General features: G+C 67.4%; 15 protein-coding genes. 9 read left to right on the top strand and 6 right to left on the bottom strand.

Translation table 11 applies throughout. The features are described from left to right. Nucleotides 1-125 precede the first annotated feature (125 nt). On the top strand, nt 126-677 hold the full coding sequence (locus ACLIVD_RS32750) for a HutD/Ves family protein (RefSeq protein ID WP_491931330.1): 552 nt from the start codon (nt 126-128) through the stop codon (nt 675-677). A 45-nt stretch (nt 678-722) separates the two neighbouring features. Here ACLIVD_RS32750 and ACLIVD_RS32745 read toward each other — a convergent pair whose 3' ends face one another. From ACLIVD_RS32745 to ACLIVD_RS32725, 5 genes are read right to left on the bottom strand one after another with little or no spacing between them, the layout of a single operon-like run. Further along, the gene (locus ACLIVD_RS32745; protein ID WP_491932948.1) at nt 723-1,298 is read right to left on the bottom strand and encodes a TetR/AcrR family transcriptional regulator; all 576 of its coding nucleotides are present in this window, start codon (nt 1,296-1,298) and stop codon (nt 723-725) included. Further along, nucleotides 1,295-2,293 (bottom strand): heme-dependent oxidative N-demethylase family protein, encoded by a 999-nt coding sequence (locus ACLIVD_RS32740; protein WP_491931329.1) that lies wholly within the window; start codon nt 2,291-2,293, stop codon nt 1,295-1,297. The genes ACLIVD_RS32745 and ACLIVD_RS32740 overlap by 4 nt, the downstream gene beginning before the upstream one ends. After that, nucleotides 2,290-3,267, bottom strand: a complete 978-nt coding sequence (locus ACLIVD_RS32735) for a PDR/VanB family oxidoreductase (protein ID WP_491931328.1) — start codon at nt 3,265-3,267, stop codon at nt 2,290-2,292. The genes ACLIVD_RS32740 and ACLIVD_RS32735 overlap by 4 nt, the downstream gene beginning before the upstream one ends. Then, nucleotides 3,264-3,800: a dimethylamine monooxygenase subunit DmmA family protein gene (locus ACLIVD_RS32730; protein WP_491931327.1), complete on the bottom strand. Its 537-nt coding sequence runs from the start codon at nt 3,798-3,800 to the stop codon at nt 3,264-3,266. Before ACLIVD_RS32730 ends, ACLIVD_RS32735 begins: the two co-directional genes overlap by 4 nt. A 6-nt stretch (nt 3,801-3,806) precedes the next feature. Next, entirely contained in the window at nt 3,807-4,190 is a 384-nt protein-coding gene (locus ACLIVD_RS32725) for a cupin domain-containing protein (protein WP_009475598.1), read from the bottom strand. Between the two features lie 314 nt (nt 4,191-4,504). Here ACLIVD_RS32725 and ACLIVD_RS32720 point away from each other — a divergent pair, with 314 nt between their 5' ends. The 6 genes from ACLIVD_RS32720 (at nt 4,505) to ACLIVD_RS32695 (ending at nt 11,382) form a co-directional block, all read left to right on the top strand. Beyond that, nucleotides 4,505-5,698, top strand: a complete 1,194-nt coding sequence (locus ACLIVD_RS32720; protein WP_491931326.1) for an NAD(P)/FAD-dependent oxidoreductase — start codon at nt 4,505-4,507, stop codon at nt 5,696-5,698. A gap of 44 nt (nt 5,699-5,742) precedes the next feature. Beyond that, the gene (glnT, locus tag ACLIVD_RS32715; RefSeq protein ID WP_491931325.1) at nt 5,743-7,104 is read left to right on the top strand and encodes a type III glutamate--ammonia ligase; all 1,362 of its coding nucleotides are present in this window, start codon (nt 5,743-5,745) and stop codon (nt 7,102-7,104) included. Between the two features lie 24 nt (nt 7,105-7,128). Continuing rightward, on the top strand, nt 7,129-8,025 hold the full coding sequence (locus ACLIVD_RS32710) for a class II glutamine amidotransferase (RefSeq protein WP_491931324.1): 897 nt from the start codon (nt 7,129-7,131) through the stop codon (nt 8,023-8,025). Then, the gene (locus ACLIVD_RS32705; RefSeq protein WP_491931323.1) at nt 8,013-8,711 is read left to right on the top strand and encodes a protein glxC; all 699 of its coding nucleotides are present in this window, start codon (nt 8,013-8,015) and stop codon (nt 8,709-8,711) included. Before ACLIVD_RS32710 ends, ACLIVD_RS32705 begins: the two co-directional genes overlap by 13 nt. Nucleotides 8,712-8,721: 10 nt before the next feature. Next, the gene (locus tag ACLIVD_RS32700) at nt 8,722-10,038 is read left to right on the top strand and encodes an FMN-binding glutamate synthase family protein (RefSeq protein WP_491931322.1); all 1,317 of its coding nucleotides are present in this window, start codon (nt 8,722-8,724) and stop codon (nt 10,036-10,038) included. A 105-nt stretch (nt 10,039-10,143) separates the two neighbouring features. Next, nucleotides 10,144-11,382: an allantoate amidohydrolase gene (locus tag ACLIVD_RS32695; RefSeq protein ID WP_491931321.1), complete on the top strand. Its 1,239-nt coding sequence runs from the start codon at nt 10,144-10,146 to the stop codon at nt 11,380-11,382. Between the two features lie 37 nt (nt 11,383-11,419). On the opposite strand, the gene ACLIVD_RS32690 is transcribed toward ACLIVD_RS32695, so the two are convergent. Next, nucleotides 11,420-12,013, bottom strand: coding sequence for a TetR/AcrR family transcriptional regulator (locus tag ACLIVD_RS32690; RefSeq protein ID WP_164064009.1), 594 nt, complete (start codon nt 12,011-12,013; stop codon nt 11,420-11,422). 80 nt (nt 12,014-12,093) lie between these two features. On the opposite strand from ACLIVD_RS32690, the gene ACLIVD_RS32685 reads away from it, so the two are divergent. Together ACLIVD_RS32685 and ACLIVD_RS32680 are read left to right on the top strand one after the other, a co-directional pair. After that, entirely contained in the window at nt 12,094-12,480 is a 387-nt protein-coding gene (locus ACLIVD_RS32685) for a DUF1304 domain-containing protein (protein ID WP_280781212.1), read from the top strand. Nucleotides 12,481-12,506: 26 nt separating this feature from the next. Beyond that, nucleotides 12,507-13,514, top strand: coding sequence for an NADP-dependent oxidoreductase (locus tag ACLIVD_RS32680; protein WP_491931320.1), 1,008 nt, complete (start codon nt 12,507-12,509; stop codon nt 13,512-13,514). The last annotated feature ends 36 nt before the right edge of the window (nt 13,515-13,550 follow it).

Here is a 13,550-nt window from a genome sequence, read left to right as displayed (position 1 = left end):
CCAAAGCGGAGATTGCGGAAACAGTTCGCTGAGTGACAACTGCGTAACGGAATTCGGCGTGCGCCTGCGTGCCGATGCGCGAAACAAAGTATCTTGACAGTGGACTTTCTAGGTAAGGAGAAGGAGTGACCACAGTTCGCGAGGCCCGCATCGCCCGGCGCTCGGATCGGCGGACCACCCCGTGGGCCAACGGCGCGGGCACCACAGCGGAGATCGCTGCCGGTGTCGCGTCCCGGTGGCGCTTCAGCGTCGCGACGCTCGATGCGGGTTCGACGTTCTCGCCGTTCCCCGAGGTGGACCGCATCTTCACGGTGATCGGCGACCATCCCGTGTCACTCGACTTCGGCGGCGGCCCCACCGTGATTCCGCGCCTGAGTCCGACGGCCTTCGCCGGTGAACGCAGCCCCGACTGTGTGGCGGAAGGGCTGACCGAGGCGTTCAACGTCATGGTCCACAGGTCCACCACAGCGGCGTCCGTGGACGTCGTCGACATCGGAGCGGCGCAGGACGTCACCGCTGACGGGCGGCTTGCCGTCCTCGTCCTGGTTCTCGATGGGCGGCTGGCGACGGACCTCGGTCCCGTCCAACCGGGCGACTGTCTCCTCGTCGAGCAAGGGTCGGTGCGGCTGTCCGGGCAGGCGTCGGTCGTGGTGGCGGAGGTCCTCGCCCGCACGTGAGCGGCAATGCGTGCCAGGGCACACTTTGCCACTCACGTGCAGGGACTACCTCGCGGTCGACAGAATCCGGCGTAGTCGCCCGATCGCGCGCTCGGTCGCGGGACGATCCTTCGCGATCAGCTGGTGCATGATGAATCCTTCGATCGCCGAGTACACCAGCAGGGTCAGGTCTTCGTCGGCGGTGATGCCCAGCCGGGTCAGTGCCTGCGACGTCGCCTCGATATACGTCGCGTACAGCAGTTTCACGTGCGGGTCGAGGCGCGGGGTTCGCCGGGACTCGAGCATCAGCTCGTACTGGAAGACCTGGAGGTCGGGGTCGCGGGCGACGAGGTCGGTGAGGTGCTCGACGAAGTGGTCGAGCGACGAGCCGGCGGCGATGTCGGCGAAGACGCTCGCACTCTTGTCGAGCGCGTACCGGAGCGCGGCGTCGAGGAGGGCGTCCGTCGACCCGGCGCTGCGCAGGACGGCCTCGTCCGAGACGCCGGCCTCCCGGGCGACGGCCCCGGTCGTCAGACCGCGCAGGCCGTCGCGGGCGATCACGGAGACCGTCGCGAGAACGAGGTCGAGAGCCTGATCGGTCTGGGGTGCCGGCCTCCGAAGCCGCCCGTCGGCCAGCGTCACGGTGCGACGTTCCCGTGGTTCAGCAGCCATCTCATGCCGGGTTCCCGGGTGCGACTGATGCCCTTGTATTCGGCCATGTCCACCGGAAGGTCCTCGAGCACCCGGTACAGCCGATCGCCCCATCCCGGAACGGTCGCGATATCGCGGAACGGAAGCAGATACGTCCGGATCAGGAACATGACGGCACCGGAGTGGGCGAGCCGGATGAGGTGCTGCACTTCGGTTCTCAGGAACAGGCGGTCCCCGACCTCGTCCAGCGGGCCGTCGGCGAGGGTGCGCCGGTCCTTCCCCCACTCGGGGTAGGTCTCGGTCGACGTGTCGAGTTTGCCGTCGACGGTCAGCGTCCAGTTGGTGCGTCGGTAGCTCTGGCCGGGCTCGAGCCGCATCAGGAAGTTGTGTGCGCGGGTGATGATCTTCTCGCTGTGGACGCGCGGGACGGGGCCGTGGATCTCGAGGAAGCTCATGCCCACGTCGAATCCGAAGGACCAGTCCGCCGCGAACGTCACCAGACCTGCGTCACCCCACAGTTCGCCCTCACGCTGATCGAGCAGCACGACGTCCTCCTGGATCTGGCCGCAGATGTACACCAGCGGCGGCGCCGGCAACGTGTCGAGATCCCCGAACGCGAAGTTGTGCTCGATCCCGAGGAGGTCGTTCTTCCACAACCACCCGTCTTCGCGCCGCGCGAGGGTCATGGTGTCGGGGTATTCGTCGGCAAGCATGCGCATCAGCGTGAGCATCGCGTCCCAGGCGGCGGGGACCATGTGGGGCAGGCACTGGTGCCGCGACGGATCCTCGGCCAGGATGCGCTCGCGTTCGGCGAGTTCGCGGTGGTAGTCGGCGTCGATGGCGATGCGGGTGTCTCCCCAGCTTCCGGTGGCGGTGTCGGTGGGGTTTCCGGCCGGTTCGACGTTGGTGCTGTAGCGGTACCGATCGCGCGGAAAGGGGAAGGGAAAGCGCGCGATGTGGTCGGCACGCGAGTCGGTCGATGTCACAGATCCAGCTCCAATCGGTCTCCTGCGGAACGTGATACGCACGGCATGATCGAATCTCCGGAGGCCTTCTCCTCGCCGGTGAGGAACAGGTCGCGGTGTTCGATCGCGCCGCCGCGGACCGACAGCCGGCATTCGCCGCACACACCCTGCCGGCAGAGGTTCGGGACGTTGATTCCCTTGTCCAGCAACGCCTCGAGGAGGCTGGTGCCCGAGGGCACGGGAACGATCATTCCGGTGCGCCCGAGCGTGGCGGCAAACGGCGCCCCCTCGGGCAACGGGCCCGCCCCGAACGCCTCCGAGTGCACGCGCCCCGGCGGCCAGCCGCAGTCGCGGGCCCACTCGGCCACCGCCGCGATCATCGGCGCGGGACCGCACGTGTAGACGTGGGTACCGAGTGGCTGGTCCGCCAGCTTCGGGACGAGGCGGTCCGCGAGTTCTCCGGGCGTGGAGACCGTGATCATCCGGTCACCGCACAGCGCCGCCAACTCGTCGGCGTGAGCTCCCGACTGGTCGCGGAAAGAGTAGATCACTTCGAACGAACGACCCCACTCGAGCGCGGCCCGGACGTGCGACAGGATCGGCGTGACGCCGATTCCACCCGCGACCAGCAGGTGGTGCCGAGCATTGAGCACGGGCGCGAACGCACTCCGCGGAAGGCTCACACGGATGCGCTGATCCGGCTGGAGGTCGTGGACCCAGCGCGAACCCCCGTGGCCGTTTTCGTCGAGCCGGACCGAGATCGCGTAGTGGTCCGGCTCGATCGAGGGGCCGGTGAGCGAGTAGGAATTCTGCCGACCCTCGGCCCAGGTGACGGCGATGTGGCTGCCCGGGGTGAACGACGGCAGGGTGCGGCCCGCCGGGTCCGCGAGCACGACGTGCCGGATGCCCGGGCACAGCAGCCGTGCCTCGCGCACTGTCAGAGTGAGCCCTCCGGTGACGCTCTCGCCCGCAACTGTTTCGAGGGCCGTGGTCATGGCAGTTCCTCCGAGTCGGCTCGATATCCCAGGTAGGCGCTGTGACGCCGGGAGTAGTGGTAGTAGACGGTGAGTTCGGCGGAACAACCGCCGCACGGTGTCCGGCCGCCGATGGAGACCGGCACCGAGGACGACGTCGCGTGGCAGTGCGCGCAGAACACATCGCGCACCGGGACGTCGGGGTCGATGATCGCGGCGATCTCGGCGGGCACCGCGCCCGCGGAGATCAGCCGAGCACGCACCGCCCCCACCATGTGCTCGGGTCCCGCGACGACGAACCGCCAGCCGATGCGCGCCTCGGACAACAGCTCGTCGAGCCCGCCGAACCCGGATCCGGCCCCGTCGTCGACGATCACCGTGCGAGTGGGAACGGGCGCCACGCGCTCGGACAGCGCGCGGAGGACCTGCGCGCCGACCGTGCGGTCCGAGACCAATACGTAGCGGGTGACGAGAGCGCCCGCTGCGAGGTCGTCGACGGCCGAGTAATCGGATCGCCACCGGGGGACGCTGGTCGACCTCATCGAAACCGCCATCGCGGATCAGGGAGCGAAGGAACGGTGGCCGACGAAGTAGGCTAACGCGCGGTCGGGGGTGGTGAAGCGGATGCGCGAGCCCTTGGGGAAGAAGATCGCGTCCTTCGCCTTCGCCACCTCGACCTGGCCGGTGTCGAGGTTCTCGAGGGTGAACTCCCCTTCGAGGACGACCTTCATCTCGTCGTAGGCGTAGTAGTAGTCGAGCGGGGCGTCGGTGCGCTGGAGTTCGAAGTAGCCGGCCGACATCTCCGAGCCGTCCGGGTTGGCGAAGACGTCGTCGATGTATCCCTTGGTGCCCGGGTACTCCGAGACCGGCATCTGAGGCAGGTTCTCGTGGAATCCAGCGGTGACGCGGAACGGGACGGCGGTGGGCTTGTCGGTCGTGGTCATGGGTTCTCCCTGAAGGTGTGGTGAGTTGGGTCCGCGACTCCTCTGTATGAAACGAGGAGTAGCAACAGGAAACCACAAGACATATTTCGATGACGTAAATCAATCCGGCGAGGCCGGAAACATGCAGATGAGAGCGAAGATAGTTTTTGAAAAAGCTTTTGAGCGCCGTGATTTGGTGATGCACCGACAACGTTGCCGTAACACGATCGACATAGTAGAACTGTTTCATAGTGAACAACAGCGATTCATGAGGTGAAACGAACCGCTACCCAAGCCGACAGCGCCCGATCATCCGGCCGAATGAAGGAAGCAACGTGACACAGACAGCAAAGTTCGTGATCGTCGGTGGGGGACTCGAAGGTCTCGCCATCGCGTGGTCGCTCGCGGACCGCGGCGAGACCGATGTCCTGGTCCTCGAGCGTGACACCCTGTGCTCGGGCATGACCGGCAAGTCCAGTGGCGTGGTCCGGTGCCACTACGGGACGCCGTCGCTGGCGGCGATGTCGTGGTACGGCGTCGACATCTTCACCAGGGCCACCGAGATCTTCGGCGACGACATGGCATTCCGCCAGTGCGGATACGTGGTCGGCGTCGGTGAGAACAACATCGACCCGCTGAAGGCGAACGTCGCGATGATGCAGGGCCTCGGTATCGACGTCGACTACATCGGACACGACAAGATGGCCGAACTGTGGCCGGGGCTGCATCTCGACGACTTCGCCGCCTTCGCGTACGAGCCCCTCGGTGGCCGCGGGGAGGCGTACATGGCCGGCATGGCGTTCGGTGCCTCGGCCCGCAAGCTGGGCGTCAAAATCCGCCAGAGCACGCCGGTGGCGTCGCTGCTGCAGAACGCGGACGGCCGCGTCTACGGGGTGACGCTCACGAACGGCGACGAAGTGCATGCCGAGCAGGTGATCCTCGCGACCGGTCCGTGGGCCCCTGAACTCGGCGCCGGTGTCGGCGTCGACATCCCGGTGAAAGCCCAACGGGCACAGCTCGTCCTGATCGACCAGGGTGTTCCGACTCCGGAGGTGCCGGTGCTGTCGGACCTGGCCGGACTGCAGTACATCTGCCGTGAGCCGAACGGTGAACTGCTCGTCGGCAACAGCGACCACGCCGCGCCCGAATACATCGACCCCGACAAGTACAGCAACCGCGCGGACGACAGCACTATCGAGAAGAACATCGGCAAGCTCGGGAACCGTCTGCCCGATATGCCCGATCCGCGGATCACCTCGAGCTACGTCGGCGCGTACGACGTCACTCCCGACTACAACCCGATCATCGGCCCTGCACCGGTCGACGGACTGTTCCTGGCCACCGGGTTCTCCGGTCACGGTTTCAAGATCTCGCCCGCGGTCGGTCGCCTCGTCGCCGACATGCTGCTCGACGACGGCAAGACCGGCCTCCCGAACGTCGAGCCGTCCGACTTCCGCTACTCACGCTTCGAGGAGGGCGACCTCCTGTTCAGCCTGCATCCCTACGACGGCGCCGGCGAGATGCGCTGACCCACAGACCCCTCACCCGTAGACCACCAGTTCAGGAGCTACCCATGGCTGTCGACACTGCTGACGCGTTCACCGCGCAGAACATCGTGACAACCCCACCGCAGACCTTGTCCGAGGTGGCCCGGGCCACCGGAACCACCTTCATCCTCGCCCTGTTCGTGACGCTGTCCGGCAAGCCGTGCGCCAAACTGGTCCCGATCGAGGCCGTCGAACAGCTTCAGGACGACGGCGTGGGCTTCGCCGGCTACGCGGCGGGGCACATGGGGCAGGAGCCCAAGGATTCCGATCTCGTTGCCGTACCGGATGTCTCGTCGTTCACGCCGATCCCGTTCGTGAAGCCCGGACTGGCGATCGTGCACTGCGACCCGCACGTGGAGGGAAAGGCCTGGCCGTATGCGCCGCGGGTGATCCTGAAGGAGACGCTGAAGAAGGCGTCCGATCTCGGCCTGTCCGTCAACGTCGGCGCGGAGATCGAGTACTTCCTCGTCCACCGCGTCGGAGACGGCGCCCTCACCACCGCGGACACGGCCGACGTCAGTCGTCAGCCGTGTTACGACGCCCGCGACGTCACCCGGATGTACGACCATTTGACCGAGGTGTCCGCGGCCATGAACGCGCTCGGGTGGGGCAACTACGCCAATGACCACGAGGACGGCAACGGGCAGTTCGAGCAGAACTTCGACTACGCCGACGCCATGACCACCGCCGACCGGGTGATCACCGCAAGGTACCTGCTGTCGGTGATCGCCGAGAAGCGGGGCATGAAAGCCACGTTCATGCCCAAACCTTTCTCCGACCGCACCGGTTCCGGGATGCACCTACACCTGTCGCTGTGGAACGACGCCGGTTCGGTGTTCCCGGACGGGGACGATCCGAAGGGGCTGGGACTGTCGAGGACGGCGTACGCGTTCATCGCGGGGATCCTCGAGCACGCGTGCGCACTGCAGGGTGTGATCGCGCCGACCGTCAACTCGTACAAGCGGACCGGCGCCACGTCGACGAGCAGTGGTGCCACCTGGTCGCCTCGCTACGCCACGTACGGCGGCAACGACCGCACCCACTACCTCCGGGTTCCGGACAGGAACCGGGTGGAACTGCGCGGCGGCGACGGCTCGGCCAATCCCTACCTCGCCGCGGCCACCGCCATCGCCGCCGGCCTGGACGGCATCGAACGGGATCTCGACCCCGGCACCCCAGGCTCCGGCGACAGTCCCAGCGACATGCTGCCGATGACGCTGCTGCACGCGATGGACGCACTGGAATCGGATCCGGTGGTGACGGGCGCCCTGGACGTCGCGGGCCCCGGGGTCGCCGAGTACTTCGCGACACTCAAGCGCGAGGAGTTCTTCGCCTGGCATAACACCGTCTCCCCCTGGGAACTCGACCACTACCTGACAGCGTTCTGACAGACCTCCCGAAAGGAGACATCCATGTGTGGAATCGTCGGACTTCACCTGCGTGAGCCGTCCCTCTACCCACAACTCGGCGCCCTGCTCACCGACATGCTCGGTCAGATGTGCGACCGCGGACCCGATTCCGCAGGCATGGCGATTTACGGGGACCAGGCCTGGTCACCGGTCGGGGAGTCCACGGTCTCGCTGCTCGACTGCCCCATCCCCGCAACGGAACTCGCCGCAACGCTGTCGGCGTCACTCGACACCACCGTCACCGGAATCGACCTGTCCCCGACGACGATCCTGCACGGCGTGATCGTCGCCGAGGATCTCGCGGCGGCAGTGCGCAGCGTGGTGCCGTCGGCGCGGGTCATCGGCTTCGGCGACGACCTGACCGTCCTCAAGGGCGTCGGAAACCCCATCGACCTGGCGAACCTGTTCGGGCTGCCGTCGGCGAGCGGCTGGCAGGGTGTCGCGCACACCCGCATGGCCACCGAATCCGCGGTGACCGCCGAGGGTTCGCACCCGTTCTCCGTCGGCCCCGACCAGTGCCTCGTGCACAACGGCTCGTTCTCGAACCACATGAGCATCAAGCATCAGCTCGAACGTGACGGCGTCGTCTTCGACAGCGCCAACGACACCGAGGTCGGGGCGCGGTTCGTCGCCAAGCAGCTCGCCGAGGGCGTCGACCTGGAGAAGGCGCTGCTGATGCTGAACGAGACGTTCGACGGTTTCTACACCCTGCTCGTCTCGACGGCCGACTCGTTCGCCGTGGTCCGGGACGCCATCTCCTGCAAGCCCGCCGTCATCGCCGAGACCGACCAGTGGGTCGCGATGGCCTCCGAATACCGCGCCCTGGCGAACCTGCCCGGCGTCGACAACGCCCGAATCTTCGAGCCCGAACCGGAAGAGGTGTACGTATGGCACCGGTAGCCACCACCGAAGCGACTGTCCTGAACCTCGAGACGTCGAGTACCCGTGCCGTCAACGAGCGGCTCACCTCACCCGAAGCCCCGAAGACGGTCACCGTCACCGGCCCGCAGGGCGCGCACGCGCTGGCCTGCGGCCTCGACTCCGACATCGACGTCACCATCGACGGGCACGTCGGCTACTACTGCGCCGGCATGAACCAGCACGCGACGGTGACCGTCACCGGCAACGCCGGAGTCGGGGTCGCCGAGAACATGATGTCGGGAACGGTGCGCGTCAAGGGTGATGCGTCGCAGTCCGCGGGCGCCACCGCCCACGGCGGCCTCCTCGTGATCGACGGCAATGCCGCTGCCCGCTGCGGAATCTCGATGAAGGGCGTCGACATCGTCGTCGGCGGCAACATCGGCCACATGTCCGCGTTCATGGGTCAGGCCGGACGTCTCGTCGTCCTCGGCGACGCCGGTGAGGCCCTCGGCGACTCGCTGTACGAGGCCCGCATCTACGTGCGCGGCACCGTCGCCTCCCTCGGCGCCGACTGCATCAAGAAGGAGATGCGCGAGGAGCATCTGACGGAACTGCGGGAACTGCTGGATCTGGCCGGTTTCGACGCCGACCCGTCCGAGTTCACCCGCTACGGCTCCGCCCGCAACCTCTACAACTTCCACGTCGACAACGCCAGCGCGTACTAGGAGAACCGTCATGACCACCCCGAACCCGGCCCTGCGCGAATCGGCGACGTTCGACCGCGGCGTCATCTCCGAGATCCAACGCGCCGCCGAAACCGGCATCTACGACATCCGCGGCTGGGGTGCCAAGCGCAAGCTGCCGCACTTCGACGACCTGCTGTTCCTCGGTGCGTCGATGTCGCGGTACCCGCTCGAGGGCTACCGCGAGAAGTGCGACACCGACGTCGTGCTCGGCGACCGCAACGCCAAGTTCCCGCTGCACCTGGACATCCCGATCACCATCGCCGGCATGAGCTTCGGGGCACTGTCCGGGCAGGCGAAGGAAGCGCTCGGCCGCGGCGCCAGCGAGGTCGGCACATCCACCACCACCGGTGACGGCGGCATGACCCCCGAGGAACGCGGGCAGTCGAAGAACCTCGTCTACCAGTACCTGCCGTCGCGGTACGGGATGAACCCGGACGACCTCCGCAAGGCCGACGCCATCGAGATCGTCCTCGGCCAGGGCGCGAAGCCCGGCGGCGGCGGAATGCTGCTGGGACAGAAGATCACCGAACGCGTCGCCGGGATGCGCACCCTCCCGATGGGCGTCGACCAGCGGTCGGCGTGCAGGCACCCCGACTGGACCGGCCCCGACGACCTCGCCATCAAGATCATCGAACTCCGCGAGATCACCAACTGGGAGAAGCCGATCTACATCAAGGTCGGCGCCACCCGCACCTACTACGACGTGAAACTCGCCGTGAAGGCCGGAGCCGACGTCGTCGTGGTCGACGGCATGCAGGGCGGCACCGCCGCCACCCAGGACGTGTTCATCGAGCACGTCGGCATCCCCACCCTGGCCGCGATCCCGCAGGCGGTGCAGGCGCTGCAGGAACTCGGGGTGCATCGCAAGGTACAGCTCATCGTGTCGGGGGGCATCCGCAGCGGCGCCGACGTCGCGAAGGCCATGGCCCTCGGGGCGGACGCCGTCGCCATCGGCACCGCCGCTCTGATCGCGCTGGGCGACAACAGCCCCCGCTACGCGAAGCAGTACGAGGAACTCGGCTCGGCGGCCGGGTTCTACGACGACTTCCAGGCCGGCAAGGACCCTGCCGGCATCACCACCCAGGACCCGGAACTGTCCAAGAACCTCGACCCCGTCGAGGGCGGACGGCGGCTCGCGAACTACCTGCGGGTGCTCACCATGGAGGCGCAGACCCTCGCCCGCGCCTGCGGCAAGTCGCATCTGCGCAACCTCGAACCCGAGGACCTCGTCGCCCTCACCGTCGAGGCGTCGGCGATGGCCCGCGTGCCCCTCGCCGGAACCACCTGGATCCCCGGCGCCCTGTAGGCGGCTCCGCCACCCGTGCGCCTTTTTGGTAGCTGGGACAACCAGAAAGGCGCACGGGCGCGAAGCGCCTGCCGGCTTTGACACTATGAGTAGAGGACCGAGAACATGACTTCCTTCGATTCGCTGTGGGCGAGCATCCTCGATGTGGGACAGCACAAGTCGACCAGGGGATACCGAAGATTCGCGTGGAACGACGCCGACCTGACACTGCGCGAATGGTTCTCGGACTGTGCGCAGGCACGCGGCATGAGCGTCGAGGAGGACCGCAACGGCAATCTGTGGGCGTGGTGGATGCCCGAGGGCTGGGACGGCGACCCCCGCGACAGTTTCGTCACCGGATCGCACCTCGATTCGGTACCCGACGGCGGCGCCTACGACGGACCGCTGGGGGTGGTGTCCGCGTTCGCCGCGATCGACCTGGTTCGCGAGCGGGGGATCACGCCGACGCGTCCGGTGGCGGTCACTGCCTTCTCCGACGAGGAGGGCGCACGGTTCGGTGTCGCGTGCGTCGGCTCGCAACTGTCCACCGGGGCGCTGGCACCCGAACGCGCGCTGGCGCTGCGGGACAGCGACGGCATCAGCCTCGGCGAGGCACTGGTCGGCGCCGGCCGCGACCCGCACCATCTCGGCGAGGACCCAGACCTCGTCGACCGCGTCGGCGTGTACGTCGAGTTGCACGTCGAGCAGGGGCGCGCCCTCGACCTGATCGACAGCCCCATCGCCGTGGCGTCGTCGATCTGGCCGCACGGCCGGTGGCAGTTCGTGTTCTCCGGAGAGGCCAACCACGCCGGCGCCACTCGACTCGTCGACCGCCGCGACCCGATGCTCGCGTTCGCCTCCTCCGTTCACACCGCCCGGACCGCCGCGACGCTGCACGAGGCGGTCGCGACGTTCGGCAAGGTGCGGGTACTTCCCAACGGTGCCAACGCTATTCCGTCGGAGGTGCGGGCGTGGCTCGATGCGCGGGCCGCCGACGAGGAGACGTTGACGAAGCTGGTGCAGCAGATCACCGCCGAGGCGCAGGCCTACGCGGCCGCCGACGGTATCGGTCTCGAGGTCGACGCCGAATCGGTCACGCCGATCGTCGAGTTCCCGCACTCCACCCGGGAACGACTGCGCCGCTCGCTCGCCCACCTGGGTGACATTCCCGTCCTCCCGACCGCTGCCGGCCACGACGCCGGAATCCTGTCCGCGAAGGTGCCGACGGCGATGATGTTCGTCCGCAACCCCACCGGCGTGTCCCACTCGCCCGACGAGTTCGCCGAGGCGGACGACTGCAACCGCGGCGCCGAGGCGCTGGCGGACGTGATGGCGGACTGGGTCAGCGGGCACCAGCGTATGTGAGTGGCAAAGCGTGTCGGGGCACTCTTTGCCACTCACGTCAGGAGGTGGGTCGCCATTCCTCCAGTTGCTCGACGGCGGTGTTCGCGACCGCCACGGCCTCGTCCCGGTTGACCCGCGACAGCAGGAGCGCGCTGACGGACAGTGATGTCAGGAGCCGGGTCCGGTGTGCCAGGGTGGCCGTCGACGCGTCCGGGTCGTGGGCCCGGAGAGCGTGGGCGAGCGCCCCGGACAGTTCGCGCTGGTATGCGTCGACGACGGACCGTTGCGTGTCGTCGTGCGCGGCGAAACCGGCGGCACTGTTGAGTAGCAGGCAGCCGCGTCCGGGGGTTTCGTCGGGGAGGGCCGCGAGGGCGCCTGCAAGGCTGCGGTAGTAGCGCACGGCGGCGTCGGGGCGCGTCGGTTCGTCGGTCAGGATGCGGAGCCGGGGGCGAACCACCCGGTCCAGGTAGTCGTGCACGGCCGCGTCGAAGAGTCCGCGTTTGCTGGTGAACGCGTTGTACAGGCTCGACCGATTCAATCCGGTGACGCGCTCGAGGTCGGGTATCGACGTGGCTTCGAAGCCCTTGTCCCAGAACAGGTCGCGGGCGCGGCCGACCACTTCGGCCGTGTCGAAATCCTGCGTGCGCGGCATGACGATCCTCACTCCTGGTTGTGAAACGACCATTTCAGTATATATTGAAATGGTCAGTTCAGAACGAGGAGGGATTTCGTATGGTCGCCGCGGGTCTTGTTCTTGCCGCACTCGCCAGTGCGCTGCACGTCTACATCTTCGTGCTCGAGTCCGTCCTCTGGACCGCGCCGCGCACCCGCGCGACGTTCGGAACCAGTGCCGAAGAAGCCGACGCCACCAAGGAGCTTGCCTTCAACCAGGGCTTCTACAACCTCTTCCTGGCGATCGTGACGGCAGTCGGCATCGTCGCCGTGATCATCGGCGCGACCGCCGTCGGTGCTGCCCTCGTCTTCGCCGGTGCGGGATCCATGCTGCTCGCGGCCCTCGTGCTCCTGCTGTCGTCGCCCGACAAGGCTCGCGCGGCGATCACCCAGGGAACACTTCCGCTGCTCGCGGTACTCCTCCTCGCGCTCGGACTGGCGCTGTGACCTCAGACGTATCGAAAGGAACACCCGTGACCACGAGCACCCAGATTCAGCTGATCAACCGGCCGGTGGGCTGGCCCACCCAGGACGACTTCCGCACCGCGACCGTCGAGCTGCCCGACCTCGGGCCCGACCAGGTGCGCGTGGCCAACGAATTCGTCTCCGTCGACCCCTACATGCGCGGCCGGATGAACGACGTGAAGTCGTACATCCCGCCGTTCGCGCTGGGCGAGACGATGACCGGCGGAGCTGTCGGTCGCGTCGTCGAATCCACCGCCGCCACGCATCCGGTCGGCTCGGTGGTGGTTCACGACCTCGGGTGGCGGGACGTCGCGCAGGGTGATGCCTCGGCGTTCCGCGTCGTCGAAGAGATTCCGGGAGTCTCGATCTCGGCCTATTTGGGAATTCTCGGACTGACCGGGCTCACGGCGTACGTCGGACTCGTGCACATCGCCCACCTGAAGCCCGGCGACTCCGTGTTCATCTCCGGCGCCGCGGGTGCGGTGGGGACGGCCGCCGGGCAGATCGCTCGACTCGAGGGCGCGTCCCGCGTCATCGGATCCGCCGGGTCCGCGGAGAAGGTCGCGCTGCTGACCGACCGTTACGGATACGACGCGGCCTTCGACTACAAGCAGGCACCGGTGCGTGAGCAACTCCGGGGACTCGCGGGCGACGGCATCGACGTCTACTTCGACAACGTCGGCGGCGACCACCTCGAGGCCGCACTCGACGTCATGCGGAACGGCGGCCGCGCCGCCCTCTGCGGTGCCATCTCCGCGTACAACGCCACCGAGCGCACACCGGGCCCCGACAACATGGTGAACATCATCAGCCGCGGGCTCACCCTCGAGGGCTTCACCCTCGGCAACTACACGCACGTCTTCCCCGAGTTCGCCGCCAAGATGGGACCGTGGCTCGCATCCGGCGACGTGGTTCACGACGAGACCGTCGTCGACGGCATCGAGAACTCGGTCGACGCCTTCTTGCAGCTCATGCGCGGCGGAAATGTCGGGAAGATGCTGGTGAAGGTGGCGTAGCCCCCCGTGCGCGGACTTCGTGAATACATCTGTCTC

The organism is Rhodococcus sp. G6(2025), from assembly GCF_058628105.1.
This window is presented reverse-complemented; position numbering and strand designations above follow the sequence as displayed.

Coding starts and splice junctions, on each gene's coding strand:
- ACLIVD_RS32735 (WP_491931328.1), bottom strand. CDS start 3,267: ATGACCACGGCCCTCGAAACAGTTGCGGGCGAGAGCGTCACCGGAGGG.
- ACLIVD_RS32730 (WP_491931327.1), bottom strand. CDS start 3,800: ATGGCGGTTTCGATGAGGTCGACCAGCGTCCCCCGGTGGCGATCCGAT.
- ACLIVD_RS32725 (WP_009475598.1), bottom strand. CDS start 4,190: ATGACCACGACCGACAAGCCCACCGCCGTCCCGTTCCGCGTCACCGCT.
- glnT (WP_491931325.1), top strand. CDS start 5,743: ATGGCTGTCGACACTGCTGACGCGTTCACCGCGCAGAACATCGTGACA.
- ACLIVD_RS32710 (WP_491931324.1), top strand. CDS start 7,129: ATGTGTGGAATCGTCGGACTTCACCTGCGTGAGCCGTCCCTCTACCCA.
- ACLIVD_RS32705 (WP_491931323.1), top strand. CDS start 8,013: ATGGCACCGGTAGCCACCACCGAAGCGACTGTCCTGAACCTCGAGACG.
- ACLIVD_RS32700 (WP_491931322.1), top strand. CDS start 8,722: ATGACCACCCCGAACCCGGCCCTGCGCGAATCGGCGACGTTCGACCGC.
- ACLIVD_RS32695 (WP_491931321.1), top strand. CDS start 10,144: ATGACTTCCTTCGATTCGCTGTGGGCGAGCATCCTCGATGTGGGACAG.
- ACLIVD_RS32690 (WP_164064009.1), bottom strand. CDS start 12,013: ATGCCGCGCACGCAGGATTTCGACACGGCCGAAGTGGTCGGCCGCGCC.
- ACLIVD_RS32685 (WP_280781212.1), top strand. CDS start 12,094: ATGGTCGCCGCGGGTCTTGTTCTTGCCGCACTCGCCAGTGCGCTGCAC.